This window comes from Kribbella sp. VKM Ac-2571 (assembly GCF_004362255.1).
Classification (GTDB): domain Bacteria; phylum Actinomycetota; class Actinomycetes; order Propionibacteriales; family Kribbellaceae; genus Kribbella; species Kribbella pratensis.
The window spans coordinates 1-15797 of sequence record NZ_SNWS01000033.1; the positions used below are offsets into that span (position 1 = coordinate 1).

16 protein-coding genes and 1 rRNA gene are annotated in these 15797 nt (G+C 67.1%); 6 read left to right on the forward strand and 11 right to left on the reverse strand.

Annotated features, from left to right (window positions below):
• Positions 1-93: ribosomal RNA gene (locus EV651_RS40605) — 16S ribosomal RNA — on the reverse strand; the annotation flags it as partial.
• A 922-nt stretch (positions 94-1015) separates the two neighbouring features.
• Between EV651_RS40605 and EV651_RS40610 the strand changes: the two genes are divergently transcribed.
• Entirely contained in the window at positions 1016-1687 is a 672-nt protein-coding gene (locus EV651_RS40610) for a bifunctional 2-polyprenyl-6-hydroxyphenol methylase/3-demethylubiquinol 3-O-methyltransferase UbiG (RefSeq protein ID WP_133791496.1), read from the forward strand.
• A gap of 3 nt (positions 1688-1690) precedes the next feature.
• Here EV651_RS40610 and EV651_RS40615 read toward each other — a convergent pair whose 3' ends face one another.
• The 3 genes from EV651_RS40615 to EV651_RS40625 all read right to left on the reverse strand — a co-directional run bounded on the left by EV651_RS40615 (position 1691) and on the right by EV651_RS40625 (position 2600).
• Positions 1691-1918, reverse strand: a complete 228-nt coding sequence (locus EV651_RS40615) for a hypothetical protein (protein ID WP_133791498.1) — start codon at positions 1916-1918, stop codon at positions 1691-1693.
• Between the two features lie 70 nt (positions 1919-1988).
• Entirely contained in the window at positions 1989-2192 is a 204-nt protein-coding gene (locus tag EV651_RS40620) for a KTSC domain-containing protein (RefSeq protein WP_133791500.1), read from the reverse strand.
• 54 nt (positions 2193-2246) lie between these two features.
• The gene (locus EV651_RS40625; RefSeq protein WP_133791502.1) at positions 2247-2600 is read right to left on the reverse strand and encodes a helix-turn-helix domain-containing protein; all 354 of its coding nucleotides are present in this window, start codon (positions 2598-2600) and stop codon (positions 2247-2249) included.
• Between the two features lie 138 nt (positions 2601-2738).
• Between EV651_RS40625 and EV651_RS40630 the strand changes: the two genes are divergently transcribed.
• A complete protein-coding gene (locus EV651_RS40630) occupies positions 2739-3032 on the forward strand; it encodes a hypothetical protein (protein ID WP_238157539.1) in 294 nt (97 codons plus the stop codon).
• Between the two features lie 59 nt (positions 3033-3091).
• Here EV651_RS40630 and EV651_RS40635 read toward each other — a convergent pair whose 3' ends face one another.
• Positions 3092-4312: a hypothetical protein gene (locus EV651_RS40635; RefSeq protein WP_133791504.1), complete on the reverse strand. Its 1221-nt coding sequence runs from the start codon at positions 4310-4312 to the stop codon at positions 3092-3094.
• Positions 4313-4401: 89 nt separating this feature from the next.
• Entirely contained in the window at positions 4402-5031 is a 630-nt protein-coding gene (locus EV651_RS40640; protein ID WP_133791506.1) for a hypothetical protein, read from the reverse strand.
• A gap of 200 nt (positions 5032-5231) precedes the next feature.
• On the opposite strand from EV651_RS40640, the gene EV651_RS40645 reads away from it, so the two are divergent.
• On the forward strand, positions 5232-6056 hold the full coding sequence (locus EV651_RS40645) for an aldo/keto reductase (RefSeq protein WP_133791508.1): 825 nt from the start codon (positions 5232-5234) through the stop codon (positions 6054-6056).
• Between the two features lie 42 nt (positions 6057-6098).
• On the opposite strand, the gene EV651_RS42865 is transcribed toward EV651_RS40645, so the two are convergent.
• The 4 genes from EV651_RS42865 to EV651_RS40665 all read right to left on the reverse strand — a co-directional run bounded on the left by EV651_RS42865 (position 6099) and on the right by EV651_RS40665 (position 13082).
• A complete protein-coding gene (locus tag EV651_RS42865) occupies positions 6099-7730 on the reverse strand; it encodes a LuxR C-terminal-related transcriptional regulator (RefSeq protein WP_133791510.1) in 1632 nt (543 codons plus the stop codon).
• Between the two features lie 84 nt (positions 7731-7814).
• Complete coding sequence (locus EV651_RS40655; RefSeq protein WP_133791512.1) at positions 7815-10715, reverse strand: vitamin B12-dependent ribonucleotide reductase; 2901 nt, start codon at positions 10713-10715, stop codon at positions 7815-7817.
• A 116-nt stretch (positions 10716-10831) separates the two neighbouring features.
• Positions 10832-11326, reverse strand: a complete 495-nt coding sequence (gene nrdR, locus EV651_RS40660) for a transcriptional regulator NrdR (RefSeq protein WP_130387741.1) — start codon at positions 11324-11326, stop codon at positions 10832-10834.
• Between the two features lie 325 nt (positions 11327-11651).
• A complete protein-coding gene (locus tag EV651_RS40665; protein WP_133791514.1) occupies positions 11652-13082 on the reverse strand; it encodes an MFS transporter in 1431 nt (476 codons plus the stop codon).
• A 151-nt stretch (positions 13083-13233) separates the two neighbouring features.
• On the opposite strand from EV651_RS40665, the gene EV651_RS40670 reads away from it, so the two are divergent.
• Both EV651_RS40670 and EV651_RS40675 read left to right on the forward strand, forming a co-directional pair.
• Positions 13234-13548 carry a metal-sensitive transcriptional regulator gene (locus tag EV651_RS40670; RefSeq protein WP_277875730.1) on the forward strand — a complete coding sequence of 105 codons (315 nt, stop codon included), beginning with the start codon at positions 13234-13236 and terminating at the stop codon, positions 13546-13548.
• Positions 13549-13571: 23 nt separating this feature from the next.
• The gene (locus EV651_RS40675; protein ID WP_133791516.1) at positions 13572-14516 is read left to right on the forward strand and encodes a nucleoside hydrolase; all 945 of its coding nucleotides are present in this window, start codon (positions 13572-13574) and stop codon (positions 14514-14516) included.
• On the opposite strand, the gene EV651_RS40680 is transcribed toward EV651_RS40675, so the two are convergent.
• Positions 14509-15099, reverse strand: a complete 591-nt coding sequence (locus EV651_RS40680) for a TetR/AcrR family transcriptional regulator (RefSeq protein ID WP_238157540.1) — start codon at positions 15097-15099, stop codon at positions 14509-14511. The genes EV651_RS40675 and EV651_RS40680 overlap by 8 nt on opposite strands.
• A 98-nt stretch (positions 15100-15197) precedes the next feature.
• Here EV651_RS40680 and EV651_RS40685 point away from each other — a divergent pair, with 98 nt between their 5' ends.
• A complete protein-coding gene (locus tag EV651_RS40685; protein ID WP_238157541.1) occupies positions 15198-15767 on the forward strand; it encodes a GNAT family N-acetyltransferase in 570 nt (189 codons plus the stop codon).
• The last annotated feature ends 30 nt before the right edge of the window (positions 15768-15797 follow it).

Here is a 15797-nt window from a genome sequence, read left to right on the forward strand (position 1 = left end):
TCGTGTACCCCCGAAGGGGCCTTACCGCTCGACTTGCATGTGTTAAGCACGCCGCCAGCGTTCGTCCTGAGCCAGGATCAAACTCTCCGTTGAAATCTATATGTCAACCACAGCAAAGCCGTGGAAAACAGACTACATTGAGTGATCCTTTGAATCAGAAACAATCAAACTGACTTGTCATCCGTATATATTTCAAAGGAATCCGCCACAGAACAAGATAACCAACCACCCAAAATCTCGGAGAGACCAGGGTAGAAAAATCATCCAATGCCTGTGGACGGGGTTAATGCATCTTTCGGCATTGACTTTCGGCACGCTGTTGAGTTCTCAAGAATCGGACGCACACCGCGCTTCAGACTTTCGTTTGAAGCTCCGGGGCAACTCGCCCAACTTTACTGTTTCGCTTCCAGCCGGTCAAATCGGCCTTTTTCGATCCAGTCTCCCTGCGCGACTCAGTGTCCGAAACCCGCCGAGGCGTGTTTCGGCTTCCGAGACCTTCAGGGAGTTTGTTGAAGGGCCGGCCGCTTTCGCGTCCTGCGCCTCGCTCCAACAAGAAGAACATTACTGACATTCGCGGTGCAGATGCAAATCGGGGTCCCGGACCCTCGTCCGAGCCTCCCGGCACCTGCCCTCGGCACCGTGATCCGGCGTCGAGGGAAGCAGTGCTGGTCCCTCTGGTCACTCCACTCGCACGCGTCTCCGCGAGCGACACTTCCATCATGCCGCACCCGCACAAGTCGTTTTCGGCGGGAGTCCCACGCACGACGTGAGACGCCCGGAGAGGCGACGTACGAGACGGCCAGGAAGACGACGAGGTGGGAGCCAGTCGGCTCCCACCTGTCACGTACCGCACCGCCCAGCAGACGCCTCTCGGCGAGTGGCCGCTCGTAGCGGCTTAGGTTGAGGCCCGGGGTCATGTTCCGGACGGCATGAGGTTTAACCCCGCTCCCCCACGACCTATTCCCGAACAGCTGACGGTGCGAACCGCGCCCCGAGCCGTCGATACTGTCGCTCTATGTCTCGTGCCTTCCAGACAGCGCTGGCCGCACTGGCTCGCTTCAACGACGCGCACCCTTGGTCCCACAACGACATCTACGCGGCGCTCGTGCTCCACCATGCACGTCGCGTCCGCGCAGCCGGCGGCACGGAGGCCCTGGACGTGGGCTGCGGGTCAGGAAACCTTGTTCGCCGGCTCGCCGGTGTCTTTCCCGCAGTCACCGGCATCGAGCGCGATGTCCCGACGGCGGAGCAGGCTCGGCGTACAACCGCAGACCTCGCCAACGTCCGCATCCTGACGCAGCCCTTCGACGAGTTCCACGCAAGCGGCTACGACCTGATCACCTTCGTGGCCGTGCTGCACCATCTGCCGTTGGAGGCCACGCTCGAGAAGGCGCGCGAGTTGCTGCGCCCGGGCGGCCGACTCGTCGTGGTCGGCGTCAGCCGGGAGGCGCCGGCAGATCTTCCGTGGTCGATCGCCTCGATGATCCTGAACCCGATCGTTGGCATCGCCAAGCATCCGCGACGGTCACACACGATCCCCACGCACATGACCGCACCGACCGCCATGGCCGCGGAATCGTTCGAGGAGATCGCCCTTGCAGCCAAGCGCATCCTCCCCGGGGCACGGCTCAGCCGCAGCCTGTTCTGGCGATACACGTTGTCCTGGAGAGCCCCGGCGGCGCCGTAGCCGTTATCGCGACGGTTGAGGTGCCGTACAGTCGATCTTCGGGTTGGCACCGATGTAGTTCAGCGGACCGGCGACGACCGTCACCAAGATCGTGCCGACTCGTGCGCAGGTCGCGTCGGAGCCTGAGAAGTAGTTCCGTTGCGCGGCAGCTGCCAGTCCGATGAACAACCAGACCACCAGAACGATCGCAACGACGCGTGACCCATTGGTCGACGCTCTACGAGTGCGCATGCCCACCTCCCGGATTGTGCGCACCCCCGTGTGGACGCCTACAGGTGCCCGGTGTGTGACGTGCGGAAACTCAGAGTTCGCGAACGTCGTAGTACGGCTTGATGTGTTTGTTGACGTACGCGCCGATGCTCGGTGCGGCCAGGAGCGCCGCATAGGTCGGCTGCGGTAGGTCGAAGTACTGGTAGATGTAGCCGTTGACGTACTCGAGCTCCAGCGTCCCATCGGACCATCCGACCGATCGCACACTCGACGAGTTCACCAGGCGTCGCCTCATCCACGGCTCCTTCCGCGCTCGCACTGCGCCGCCCCAGTCTGCCCTTTCCCGCGGTCAAGGCGAGGGCGATCGCTCCGGGTCCTCGGCCTGCAAGCGTGCCAGGACACGCGTCAGATCACCGAGCGCCGTGTTGAGCTGCGTCAGCACGGTTTTGTCGATCGGTCCCGGATCCTGTTCCAGGCCGAGGTTCGCCGCGAACCGCAGATGGGCTTCGGGCGGCGCCTTCTGGAGGTAGGTGTCGAGGGCCTCCTGGAGAAAGGGACTGGGCACGAGCTCGGGTCTCTCGCGCCACTTCGTGAGCGTGCGCGGCGAGATGCCGAGCTGCTCGGCGAACGCCTCGTTCGTCAGCCGCAGCGCCGTACGCAAGGCGTGCGCGTGCCGGCCGGTCCATTCCTCGATGACAGTCATTCGTGCTCTCCCTTGCGTGTCAGTTACTCCCTGCAATGAGAATATTCGTTTCGGTGAACGCCGGTGGGCAGAATTTGTGCGCTGTGGATACCGGTTGAGTTCCTGGTGAGGACGCCCGGGCGCGCGTTGACTTGGGCCATGGACGAGATCAGCGGGAGAACCGCGACGCTGCTGCGCACCACGCGACAGCGTCATCTGCGCATCACGAGGAAGTCCGGTCCACGACGCTTCGAACTGGTCCGGTACCGCGACGTCTCCGGTGTGAGCGGTACGGGCGTCGTCGCCGAGGGAGTCGAGTGGAGCGACGGCACAGTCGCGCTGCGCTGGGGCGGCCACTACCCGACCACCACCGTGTGGCAGGACGGGATCGACGCGCTCCTGAGCATCCACGGACACAACGGCGCAACCACGATCCGCTGGCTGGACGACTAGCCATGCGCCCTCAGCTCCGGTGGGGCGGGCCCACCCTGCAGACAGCCCGCCTCACCGGCCTATTCGGTGAAGAACTGCTCCCGGTACGTCGTGGCCGGCTCGGACCTGGACCCGTTCAGCCCGGATTGGACAGGACCGGTCTCCCGACGGCCGTCCTCGCCCGCACCGGCATGCCTCGGCACCGGACGCTGAGCCGACTCCCCCGAGCCGTCCCGGCTCGGAGCCGCGCTGTCCTCGCCCGGAACACTGCCACCATGACTCGGAGCACTACCGTCCCGGCTCGGAGCGGCGCTGTCCTGACCCGGAGCAGTGCGGTCCTCGGCTGGAACGGTGCTGTCCCGGCCCGGAGCGGTCCTGTCGTGGGCCGGAACGGTGTTGTCCTGGCTCGGATCCTTGTGCCCCTGGCCCGATGCAGTGCTGTCCTGGTCGGCGTCGGTCAGGTTCTCGATTGCCGTGCTGAAGGCGAGTTCGGCGCGGGTCGGCCGTTGGCGTTCGATCTCCTCGGCGGTTGTCCGCCGTACGGGGAGATCGTTCGCCGCGGCCGACAGTTCAGCGAGAGTGTCGAGCAGGCCGAGCGCCTTCTCGACCTCGCCTGGGTGGTTGACCATCCACCAGACCGCTGCCGATCCAGGCGTGGCGAAGACATCGTCCTTCAGGTACGCGCGTTTGTCCTGCTCCATCCGGCGTTCGAGCAGCGTGGTCTGCTCGCGCCGATGCAGCGCAGCGAGGTGCTGCAGATGTTTCTGATCCGCGTCCGGCAGCCGCAGTCGTACTTCGGTCGCCCAACTCCGGACCTGCCCCTTCTCGTCCAGCGCCGGCTCGCCGAGAAGCGCCGCCAAGCGATGCTGGTTGAGGGACTCCTCGGTCACCTGCTGCCGCACGGTCAGCGCTCGCGCTCTCTCCAGCAAGGCATCGACCGCGACCGCACCGAGGTCCGCGTGACGCGAGCCCGACAGCACCGTCGACCACTGCACGACTGCCGAGAAACTGAACTGGAAGTCCGGCGAAGCCGACGGCAACCGAACATCGGCAACTGTCCGGGACGGCGGTCCGGAGAAGACCGGCTCGGGATCCGGCAGTACGACGGATGGCGCCGGCGCCTGCTTCGTGACGACAGGACGGGGTTCGTCGGGCTGCTTCCACACAACAGCCAGCAACACCAACAGCACCAGGGTCAACACGACACCCGCCCACGCGGGCAGCCCGACAATCAGCGAAACGACGTACAGAACCAGCACAATCGCGGCGGCCGTGAGGAGAGAGTTCCGGTGGAGTTTCATAGCGGCGTTCCTTCACCGGCGTCAGGCGGACGACGAGTCCACAAAAGTTTCACACGCCTAACGCAAAGTAGCCGCCGCGCGCGTGTCGGTCAGCCGGTGAGGGAGCGGAGGGCTTGGCGGGAGGGGGTTAGGAGGACTGGTTTGTACGGGCAGGGTTTGTCGGTGAGGGTTTCGTAGGCTCGGATGGCTCGGTTGGCGGCGTCCCAGCCTTGTTCGGCGGGGGTGCGGCCGAGGCCTCGGTTGCGGACCAGGGCGCCGTAGAAGGCGGAGCAGAAGACGGTGGCTTCGTACCAGCCGATGACGGTGCTGGTGCCGATGTAGGTGACATCGCCCTGGATGCAGTCGCGGATGGCGCGTTGCCACTTGCCGATGCCGGTTTTGCAGCCGTCGGCGATGACGACGCCGCTGGCGATACCCCACTGGTGATCGAGGAACCAGTCGGCGAGGGACTTCAGTGAAACCTGGGTCTCGCCGTCGGTGGACAGGAAGGACGGCTCCTCGCTGTGATCACCGTGTGCCATCACGTGCAGGACGGTCGACGGGGTGGTGAGGGCTGAGAACGCGGTCTCGTGGTCGCGGGTGCGGACGAAGTTCACATCGATGAAGGGCTGGTCCCAGCCGGCGTTGATGTTGCCGGTGATGCCCTGCACGAACGACATCGACGCGTCGAACGAACTGTCCAGACCGAGATCCACGAGAGTGACCAGCCGATTCTTCATAAGCCCACCCCTCCAACGCTTTTCGTCGCCCGTCGCACCATGATGACCCACGGATCCGACAGTTCGCGTACGGATATCCCGGCGCTGAGACAGCCGGTCCCAGCCGTACGCCGTACGACTGAATCGGTTGACCTCGACAGCGGGTGCGGACCGTGATCGGCCTATCGTGGCTGGGCGCGTACGCCGAAGGAGGAGACCGGATGAGTCAGGTTCCAATGGTCACGTTGAGTCACGGAACCGCGATGCCGCGGGTCGGGCTCGGGACATCGCCGATGAACGATGCGGACGCCGAACGGGCGGTGAGTGCGGCGCTCGAGCTCGGGTACCGACTGATCGACACCGCGGAGAACTACCGGAACGAGGTCGGCGTCGGACGGGCGCTGAAACATGCCCCGCGCGACGAGGTGTTCGCGACGTCGAAGTTCAACAAACGCTGGCACAGCGTCGACGGCCCGCGCCAGGCGTTCGAGGCCAGCGCGGAGAAGCTCGGCGTCGAGTACCTCGACCTCCTGCTCATCCACTGGCCGAATCCCGAGCAGGACCGGTACGTCGACGCCTGGCAAGGCCTCATCGCGCTCCGCGAGGCAGGCCTGGTCCGCGCGATCGGTACGTCGAACTTCAAGCCCGCGCACCTGCAACGCCTGATCGACGAAACCGGCGTCGCACCCGAGGTGAACCAGGTCCAGCTCAGCCCGGTCTGGGCGAAGGCCGCCGAGCGCGAGTTCCATGCCCAGCACGGGATCGTCACGGAGGCGTGGAGCCCGCTGGGCAAGGGCACCGACCTCCTGAGCCACCCGGCGGTGCAGGAGATCGCGAGGGCCCACGGCCGATCCGCGGGACAAGTTGTCTTGCGGTGGGAGACGCAGCAGGACGTCGTACCGATCCCGAAGTCAGCCGATCGGGAGCGGCTTACGCAGAACCTGGCGGTGTTCGACTTCGATCTGACCGACGGCGAGCTCGCGTCGCTGGCAGCGCTCGACGGCACCGGCCGGCCCGCGGCCGACTCGGACCACGCCGGCCACTAACAAACCCCCAAGCCCTTCCGTGCGATGTAGTACGCGTTGCGCCTATTCGCTGACCCGGGTGAGGTAGGCGGCGGCTTCGGTCCGGTTCCGTACGCCGAGTTTGGACAGGATGCTCGCCACGTGGTGCTCGACGGTACGCCGGCTGATGTACAGACGGGCCGCGATCTCCGGATTCGGCAGGCCTTCCGCGAGGACCGTCAGTACGTCGAGCTCGCGCTTCGTGAGCAATCCGGCTCCACGAGGTCCGAGACGGGCCGCGCTCGCGCCCGCTGCTCGGAGCCAGGCCGCCGCCGCGTCGGCGTCGGCCGCGGCGCCGAGATCCTCGAACACCGCCAGTGCCATCCGCGCCTCGGCGACCGCGGGTGCCGGGTCGTCGGACGACATGGCGTCGGCCAGCATCATCCGGGTCCGCGCGACCTCGAGTGGCATCTCCAGCAGGCCGAACCAGGTCTGCGCCGCGGAAAGCCGCAGCATCGCTTCACGCGACCTGCCTTCGGCCGCAAGGGCCTGTCCGCACAGCCGTGCACCGCGCGCCGCGATCAGCCCGCTGTCTGTCGCCGAACCGAGCGCGGTCAGCCGCGCAGCTTCCGCAGCAGCACCGGTGGTGTCACCGGTCAACAGACACGCCTGCCCGAGCACCTCGCGGAACCGAGCCTCCTCCAGCGGTGTGGTCTGACCGAGTTGGCGCTGGATCAGCGAGGTCGCCAAGGCCACCTCTCCATCGGCCAAACAGACAGCTGCCAAGACGGGCTGCACGATGGTGCGGTCTTCGAACCCGGCGAGGAGTCGGCGGGCCTCAGCCAACCGCCCTTGCGCCAGCCGAAGGTCGGCGAGGAACGCGGCCGCCTCCGCTTGCACGGCGGGCAATGCGTCCTGCGCGAGTTCCGCGGCCGCGGTCAGTTCGATCTCGGCCCGTGGCCAATCACCGGTGCAGGCGAGAACAGCGCCGTACGCCGCCCTGCACGTCGCGTGCAAGTACGGGCAGCCGTAGCGGGCGATGAAGCCGTCGAGCGACCGAGTCCATTGCACAACGCGCGAGAAGTCGGCGCCGCGTACGCAGGACCTCATCAGCAAGCAACTCGTGAAAACCACCGTGTCCGGCCGGGTGCCCTCACCGCGCAGCGCGCCCGCGAGCGCCTCGTCGAGCAGCTCCGTACCCTCGAGCACCTGCCCTTGGTTGATCAGGGCCGCTCCCCACAGGCTCAACGCGCACAACTCCAGGTCGCGATCGCCGGCCTCGGCCGCGATCTCGTACGCCGCCTCGCACCAGGCAGCGACCTGTAGCGGGTCATCTTCACAACCGGCCCTGGCGAGCGACGCCCAGGCGCCCACGACCGGATCGCCGAGTTGCGACGCGATCCGGACGGCCCGCGCGGCCCAGCCTCGGGCCGCGGCGCGGTCGCCGAAGTTGGCGTCGTAGAGAAAGCTGAGGCCCACGGCTGTGAACACAGCCTGTGCGGGATCGGTACGCCGGAACTCGGCGTAGGCCCGCTCCCAGCAGGAGAACGCCGTACGAACGTCGCCCAGCCACCACTGGGCATCACCCAGCCCGGCCAGGCCCCGTGCCGTTGCCGAGATCCCGACCGAGTCACCGAACGCGGCCCGAGCCGCAACCCAGTCCCCGGCACCGAGCGCCTTCTCCCCGGCTGCGAGGAGACCGTCGATCCCCTCCACGACTCGACGGTAGACGCGCTGCGGCCCCCGGGGGAAGTGGGAAGTTCCCGGGGGCCGTGGCGCTATCAGCTGATGGTCAGCAGGTCAGCTGCAGCCGGAGGTGCTGCCGCAGCCTTCGCAGACGTAGCAGGAACCGCTGGGGCGCATCTTCGTGCCGCAGGTGAAGCAGAGCGGGGCGTCCACCGAGGTGCCGGTGATGAGCTCCAGCATCTCGGCCGTGGTGTGAGCCTCGCCCTTCACCGGCTTGGCGGCTGCCGCCTCGGCCGGCTTCGCAGGAGCATCCGCGATCTCGGCGACCGGTTCGACCGTCTTCAGGGACTCGGCCTCGGACACCTCGACCGGGGCCGGCTCGTAGGAACCGGTGTCGAGCTGCCGGGACCGCTCGTCCGCCGAGTAGATACCGAGCGCGGCCCGCTCGTCGAACGGCAGGTAGTCCAGCGCCAGGCGGCGGAAGATGTAGTCCATGATCGACTGCGCCATCCGGACGTCCGGGTCGTCGGTCAGACCGGCCGGCTCGAACTTCAGGTTGGTGAACTTCTGGACGTAGGTCTCCAGCGGTACGCCGTGCTGCAGCGCGATCGAGATCGCGATCGAGAAGGCGTCCATCACCCCGGCGAGCGTCGAACCCTGCTTGCCCATCTTGAGGAAGACCTCGCCCAGACCGTCGTCCGGGTAGGAGCCGGCGGTCATGTACCCCTCGGCGCCACCGACCGTGAAGGACGTGGTCCGCGACGGCCGCGACTTCGGCAGGCGCTTCCGGGTCGGCCGGTACTCGATGACCTTCTCGATGATCTTCTCGGCGACAGCGGGCTCGACCGAGTCCGCGGCAGCCTTCTTCGCAGACTTCCCGTCCGCCAGCGGCTGACCGACCTTGCAGTTGTCACGGTAGACCGCGAGCGCCTTCAGGCCGAGCTTCCAGCCCTGGAAGTAGACGTCGGCGATCTCCTCGACCGTCGCGGTTTCCGGCAGGTTCACCGTCTTCGAGATCGCGCCGGACAGGAACGGCTGTGCCGCCGCCATCATCCGGACGTGGCCCATCGGCTTGATGGCCCGCTCACCCATCGCGGTGTCGAAGATCTCGTAGTGCTCCGGCTTCAGGCCCGGGGCGTCGACGACGTGACCGTTCTCGGCGATGTACTCGACGATCGCCTCGATGGTCTCTTCGGTGTAGTTGTACTGGCGCAGCGCCCGCGGGACCGTCTGGTTGACGATCTGCATCGAGCCGCCGCCGACCAGCTTCTTGAACTTGACCAGCGAGAAGTCCGGCTCGATACCGGTGGTGTCGCAGTCCATCATGAACCCGATGGTGCCGGTCGGCGCGAGCACCGAGGCCTGCGCGTTCCGCCAGCCGAACTTGGCGCCGATCTTCAGCACGCCCTCCCACGCCGCGGTGGCGTGCTTCTGGACGTCCTTGTCGATCTCGTGCACGGTCCGGATCGCGTCGTTGGCCGCGGCGTGCTTGCGCATCACCCGGGTGTGCGCGTCCTTGTTGCGCTCGAAGCCGTCGTACGCGCCGACGATGCCGGCCAGCTCGGCGGAGCGCTTGTACGACGTACCGGTCATCAGCGAGGTGATAGCGCCCGCCAGCGCGCGACCACCGTCGGAGTCGTACGCGTGACCCGTTGCCATCAGCAACGCACCGAGGTTCGCATAACCGATGCCGAGCTGCCGGTACGCGCGAGTCGTCTCGCCGATCGCCTCGGTCGGGAAGTCCGCGAAGCAGATCGAGATGTCCATCGCGGTGATGATCAGCTCGACGGCCTTGACGAACTTCTCCGAGTCGAACAGGTCGTCGTCGCGGAGGAACTTCATCAGGTTCAGCGACGCGAGGTTGCAGGACGAGTTGTCCAGGTGCATGTACTCCGAGCACGGGTTGGACGCGGTGATCCGGCCCGTCTCCGGCGTCGTGTGCCAGTCGTTGATGGTGTCGTCGTACTGCAGGCCCGGGTCGGCGCACGCCCACGCGGCCTGCGCGATCTTGTCGAACAGCGTCCGCGCGTCGACGGTCTCGATCACCGAGTTGTCCAGCCGCGCGCGCAGCCCGAACTCGCCCTTCGCCTCGACCGCCCGCATGAACTCGTCCGAGACCCGGACCGAGTTGTTCGCGTTCTGGTACTGCACAGAGGTGATGTCGCGACCGCCGAGGTCCATGTCGAAGCCCGCGTCCCGCAGGACCCGGATCTTCTCCTCCTCGCGCATCTTGGTGTCGACGAACTCCTCGATGTCGGGGTGGTCGACGTCCAGCACGACCATCTTCGCCGCGCGCCGGGTGGCGCCGCCGGACTTGATGGTGCCGGCCGACGCGTCCGCGCCGCGCATGAAGCTCACCGGGCCGGACGCCGTACCGCCGGAGGACTGGAGCAGTTCCTTCGAGGAGCGGATCCGGGACAGGTTCAGGCCGGCGCCGGAGCCGCCCTTGAAGATCAGGCCCTCTTCCTTGTACCAGTTCAGGATCGAGTCCATCGAGTCGTCCACGGCAAGGATGAAGCAGGCCGACACCTGCTGCGGCGAGGACGTGCCGACGTTGAACCAGACGGGCGAGTTGAAGCTGAAGTACTGGTGCAGGAGCATCCAGGTGAGCTCGTGCTCGAACACCTCCGCGTCCTTCGGCGAGGTGAAGTACCCGTGCTCCTCACCGGCCTTGCGGTAGGTCTTCACGACCCGGTCGAGCAGCTGCTTGAGGCTCCACTCGCGGTTGTCGTGGCCGATCGCGCCCCGGAAGTACTTCGTGGTGACGATGGTCGACGCGTTCACGCTCCAGAAGTCGGGGAACTCGACTCCGCGCTGCTCGAAGACCGTCTCACCCGTCTTCCAGTTCTGCTGTACGACGTCGCGACGCTCCCACGTCACCTCGTCGTACGGGTGGACGCCTTCGGTGCTGAAAACGCGCTCGATGGTGAGTCCCGTGGGCGCGTTCTTGCGCCCTCGGAACCCGGCCGTCGACCTCTTGGTCGACCCCGAGTGGCCGGTCACCGTCTCTGTCATGGTTGCTCCTCGCCCTGTGTCTACTGCCGCGGTCTGTCGGGACCGCCCCGTTGGAGTACTGCGTAACGCCACTACTGCGACTACCTGGAACTACCTGGAACTACCGTTCCCCCGGTTTATGTCTGCTGGGTCGGCTTCAGCGGGTCCGGCTCGGTGCCCTGCGGCTCCTTCTCGGCCCGCAGCAGCGCGATCTCCGTCTCGAAGTCGTCGGCGGACTCGAACTGCCGGTAGACACTCGCGAAGCGCAGGTACGCGACCTCGTCGAGCTCCCGCAGCGGCCCGAGGATCGCCAGTCCGACCTCGTGCGCGGGCACCTCCGGCGAGCCGCTGCCCTTCAGCGCGTCCTCGACCTTCTGACCCAGGCGCGCGAGCTGGTCGGCGTTCACCGGCCGGCCCTTGCACGCCTTTCCGACCCCGTTGATGACCTTCTCCCGGCTGAACGGCTCGGTCGCGCCGGAGCGCTTCACGACTGTGAGCTGCATCTGCTCGACGGTGGTGAACCGCTTCTCGCAGACCGGGCACTGCCGGCGGCGGCGGATCGCTCCGCCGTCCTCGGCCACCCGGCTGTCGACGACCCGGGAGTCGGCGTGTCGGCAATACGGACAGTGCACGACGAATCACTCCTCCCGTGCCCACCCGCGGGGGTGGGTTGTGGATCAGCCTGGGGACAACTTGTGTAGAACCTGTGTGCAACCAACCACTACCTGTGGAAAATTACACCCGTGTAACCACTACATCTAGGGATCCTAGATCGCTGCTCCGACAGTTTGCAAGCACGCCCCGATTGCCCGCGCGTGTCACAGGTTCCAACACTCACGCGGCCCCGTGTACTCCCGCGTGGCGTCACCGCGACGACCCTTTCGAGGCGCAAACTACGGCCCGCACAGACGACTCCCCAGGACCGGCCGAAGCCGTCCTGGGGAGCTTGTCCACACATCATCGGATGGTCGAAACGGACTGCCGTTCGGGTTCGGCCGGGGCACGCGGAGTCCGCAGCGACACGGCAGCCAGTACGGCGCCTACCGCCGCGATCACCGCGGCGCCGACGACGGCCGCCGAGTACCCCTCGGTCAACGCCACGACGTCGTCCAGCAGGTCGGCCCCGTTCGCAGCGGCCACCGCGGTCATCGCCGCCAGCCCGAGGGCTGACCCGATCTGGTAACTGGTGTTCACGATGCCGGACGCCAGACCACCCTCCTCAGGACGCGCGGACGACAAGGCGATACCGAGGCTGGGAATGAACGCCAGCGACATCCCGGCAGCCGCGACCAGCGAGCCCGGCAGTACGTCGACCCAGAAGGAGCCGGCGGGACGGATCAGGGACAGCCCCACCAGGCCCGCGGCCAGGACCGCCATACCGCCCGCCAAGGTCTTCTTCGGACCGACCTTGGCGATCACGCGCGGCGCCACGACGATCATCCCGACCATGGTCAGCGTGGTCATCGGCAACAGCGCCGAGCCGCTCGGGAACGCGCTCAACCCGAGGACCTGCTGCAGGTACAGATTCAGGAAGAACCACATCGGCACCCAGGCCGCGCCGAGCAGGAACTGCGCGATGTTGGCGGCGGCCAGGTTCGGCGTCGTGAAGATCCCGAGCCGCATCAACGGCTCGCGCCGCTTCGCCTGCGCTGCGACGAACACTCCGAGCAGTACGACGGCCAGCGCGCCGACGAGCAACGTCGAGGCCGACGCCCAGCCGACCTCCGGAGCGCGGACGATGGCGTAGACGCCCGCGGCGAGTCCGCCGGTCACGGTCAGCGCGCCGAACACGTCGACCGATCCAGTACGGGCCTCGGCCCTCGGCATCAAGGCAGGCGTGGCGAGCAGGGCAGCCAGCGCGATCGGGACGTTCAGGTAGAACACCCACGGCCACGACAGGTACTCGGTGATCACACCGCCGAGGAACACACCCGCCGTACCGCCCGCCGGCGCCGCCGCGCCGTACAAAGCGATCGCCTTGTTCAGCTCCCGCGGGTTCGCGCCGAACAACGTCATCAGCAGCGTCAGGGCGGACGGTGCGATCAGCGCGGCCCCGACGCCTTGGACGGCCCGGCCGGCGAGCTCCGAACCGACGCCGGTCGCCAGGCCCGCCACCAGCGATCCGACCAGCAGGACGCCCCAGCCGGACGCGAAGACGCGACGGGCGCCGAGCAGGTCCGACAACCGGCCACCGAGCAGCAACAGCCCGCCGAACGCCACGACGTACGCGTTGAACACCCAGGACAGGTTGCCCGGGCCGAACCCGAGCTCGGCCTGCATCTTCGGCAGCGCGACGCCGACGATCGAGGTGTCCATGATCACCATGAACTGCGCCGCGGCGATGACGGCGAGCGCCCACCACCGTCGCGACGACTTCGTCTCACTCATATCTAACTCCTTACCGGTATGGGGTATAACCCCAGACCGCAGTGGGTTCAGTCGAGAACTGAAGGATGACGGATACCCTAGGGGGGTATTATCAGAAACACAAGGGCGACCCGGCGGGCGATAGGGTTCGGCGGGACCCAGGGAGGATGTGGTGAGCGTGACCGAACCGGTCGACGAGCATGCGCAGCACGGTTACATCGGCGACAAGAAGGCGTACCTGGCGCGGCTGAAGCGGATCGAGGGCCAGGCCCGTGGATTGCAGCGCATGGTCGAGGACGAGAAGTACTGCATCGACATCCTCACCCAGATCTCGGCGATGACGAAGGCCCTCGAATCCGTCGCGCTCGGTCTGCTCGACGACCACCTCACGCATTGCGTGGTCGACGCCGCCGCGGCCGGCGGGCCGGAGGCCGACGCGAAGATCAAGGAAGCGTCCGCCGCGATCGCACGGCTGGTGCGCTCCTGACCGGCGTGGCTGAGGATGTGCGCATGAAGCCGGTGATTCTCGATGTCGACACAGGTCTGGACGATGCGTGCGCGCTACTGCTGGCGGCGCGGCATCCTGAGCTCGATCTGAAGGCAGTGACCTGCGTCGGCGGCAACGTCGGCATCGACGACGTCGTACGCAACACGCTCACGGTCCTCGACGCCGCAGGCAGGCCCGACGTCCCGGTTGCCCGCGGTGCCGCCGTACCGCTGATCCAGCCGGTGCGGTCGGCGCGGCATGTCCACGGTGAGGACGGCCTCGGGGATCTGGACTGGCCGCGGTCGACGCGGTCGACGGACCCGCGGCATGCCGTCGAACTCCTCCGCGACGTACTGCTGGACGCGGCGGCGACCGGTGAGCTCATCACGTTGATCCCGTTGGCGCCGTTGACGAACATCGCACTGTTGCTGCGGACGTATCCGGAGGCGGCGCGCGGTCTGCGCGAGATCGTCTTCATGGGTGGTGCGGCCGGGATCGGGAACGCGACGGCCGCGGCGGAGTTCAACATCTGGACCGATCCGGAGGCAGCCGCGATCGTGCTGACGGCGGCCAGGGATCTCGGCATCGCGGTGACCATGTACGGGCTGGATGTGTTCTACGACGTGGTGGTCACGCTCGAGCAGGCGCGCGCCTTGAGCGGGTCGCCCTCGGCGGAGCTGGCGTGCAAGCTGATCGAGAAGCGCAGCGAGCGGTACCAGTCGGACGGCGGCAGCATCGGCGACGGCGGTGCGGTGTGCGCGGTGATCGATCCGTCGGGCCTGACGACGCAGGAGTATCCGGTGCGCATCGAGCTGTCCGGGAGTTGGTCGCGCGGGCGGACCATCGTCGACACGCGGGGCGCGTCGGACGTCGCGAACGATCCCCACGGGCCGGCGGCGACGATCCGGGTCGCGACGGCAGTGGACGGCAAACGGTACGCCGAGTTGTGGCTCGCGACCGTCAGCTGATCAGCTCGAGAAGCCGGGAGCGTACGCCGTACAGGAACAGGTCGAGGCCGTCGGAGAACAGGTCCGTGTCGTCGGCGTGCTCCGCGACGACCGCGGCCAGGCTCCAGCGGGCGGTGACTTCGAAGAGGTGACGCGCCTCGGGCTCCGGTACGCCGATGCGCACGAGGGCGTCGACCTGGGCGCGGATGAGTTCGGCTCGCGAGCCCGCACCTTGGTCGCGGTCCGGCGTCGCCTTCGACTGCATCAGGCCGGCCAGCCCTGGATGATCCGCATAGAAGGCGCGGAGTTCGAGTGAGCCGGATCTGGTGAGCTCGATCCAGTCGTCGACGGTCGTGAGTTCCTCGTACGCCGTCTTGTCGGCCGTGAACTGGTCGAACGCGTTCCGGGCGACCAGGTCGAGGAGCTCGGACTTGTTGTGGACGTGGTGGTAGAGCGACGGGGCGCGCACGTTCAGGCGCTCTGCGACAGCGCGCATGGTGAGGCCGTTCACGCCGGCGGTGTGGATGATCGCCAGGGCGGCGTCGGCGATCGCGGCGACAGTGATGCCGGCCGCCGCATGCGACGAAGGGTCACGCCCGGTCACGAAATCCGTTGTCCTTCTGGTCACGAAATCTGTTGTCCGCGGTGGTGGAGGGTGGGTACTGTCTAACGTCATTAGACAGCTTAGCCGAGGATGGTGCCGTGACTGGATTCCGACCCGCGTACCCGCTGCTGACCGAGCGGCTGGAGCTGCGGCCGCATCGGATGGACGACCTGGACGACCTGTTCGCGTTCCACTCGCGGCCGGACGTCGTGCGGTACACGCCGTGGCCGGTGCGGGACCGGGAGGAGACGCGGGCCGCGCTGGAGCGGAAGCTCCCGCAGGGTGAATTGACCGCGGACGGTCAGTGGCTGGTGCTGGCGATCGAACTACGCGAGACCGGGACCGTCATCGGTGAGGTGCTGCTGAAGTGGGCGAGCGAGGCCGATCGTCAGGGCGAGATCGGGTTCGCGCTGCACACGGACTACCAGGGCAAGGGGCTCGCGGCGGAGGCTGCGCGGGAGATGCTGCGGGTCGGCTTCGAGGAGCTCGGGTTGCATCGGATCGTGGCGACTCTCGACGACCGGAACACTGCCTCGGCGCGGCTGCTCGAACGGCTGGGGATGCGGCGCGAGGCGCATCATCTGCACGCCTTGCAGTTCAAGGGCGAGTGGGGCAACGAGTACGTGTACGCGTTGCTCGAGGACGAATGGCGCGCCGAGCGGGCCTGATCAGCAGGCGGGGTCGATCGGCGGGGTTGA

Excerpts from the sequence above, each read along its gene's own strand:
- EV651_RS40630 (WP_238157539.1), top strand. The coding sequence starts at position 2,739 with ATGGACGAGATCAGCGGGAGAACCGCGACGCTGCTGCGCACCACGCGA.
- EV651_RS40635 (WP_133791504.1), bottom strand. The coding sequence starts at position 4,312 with ATGAAACTCCACCGGAACTCTCTCCTCACGGCCGCCGCGATTGTGCTG.
- EV651_RS40665 (WP_133791514.1), bottom strand. The coding sequence starts at position 13,082 with ATGAGTGAGACGAAGTCGTCGCGACGGTGGTGGGCGCTCGCCGTCATC.
- EV651_RS40640 (WP_133791506.1), bottom strand. The coding sequence starts at position 5,031 with ATGAAGAATCGGCTGGTCACTCTCGTGGATCTCGGTCTGGACAGTTCG.
- EV651_RS40655 (WP_133791512.1), bottom strand. The coding sequence starts at position 10,715 with ATGACAGAGACGGTGACCGGCCACTCGGGGTCGACCAAGAGGTCGACG.
- EV651_RS40625 (WP_133791502.1), bottom strand. The coding sequence starts at position 2,600 with ATGACTGTCATCGAGGAATGGACCGGCCGGCACGCGCACGCCTTGCGT.
- EV651_RS40675 (WP_133791516.1), top strand. The coding sequence starts at position 13,572 with ATGAAGCCGGTGATTCTCGATGTCGACACAGGTCTGGACGATGCGTGC.
- EV651_RS40610 (WP_133791496.1), top strand. The coding sequence starts at position 1,016 with ATGTCTCGTGCCTTCCAGACAGCGCTGGCCGCACTGGCTCGCTTCAAC.
- EV651_RS40645 (WP_133791508.1), top strand. The coding sequence starts at position 5,232 with ATGAGTCAGGTTCCAATGGTCACGTTGAGTCACGGAACCGCGATGCCG.
- EV651_RS40615 (WP_133791498.1), bottom strand. The coding sequence starts at position 1,918 with ATGCGCACTCGTAGAGCGTCGACCAATGGGTCACGCGTCGTTGCGATC.
- EV651_RS40620 (WP_133791500.1), bottom strand. The coding sequence starts at position 2,192 with ATGAGGCGACGCCTGGTGAACTCGTCGAGTGTGCGATCGGTCGGATGG.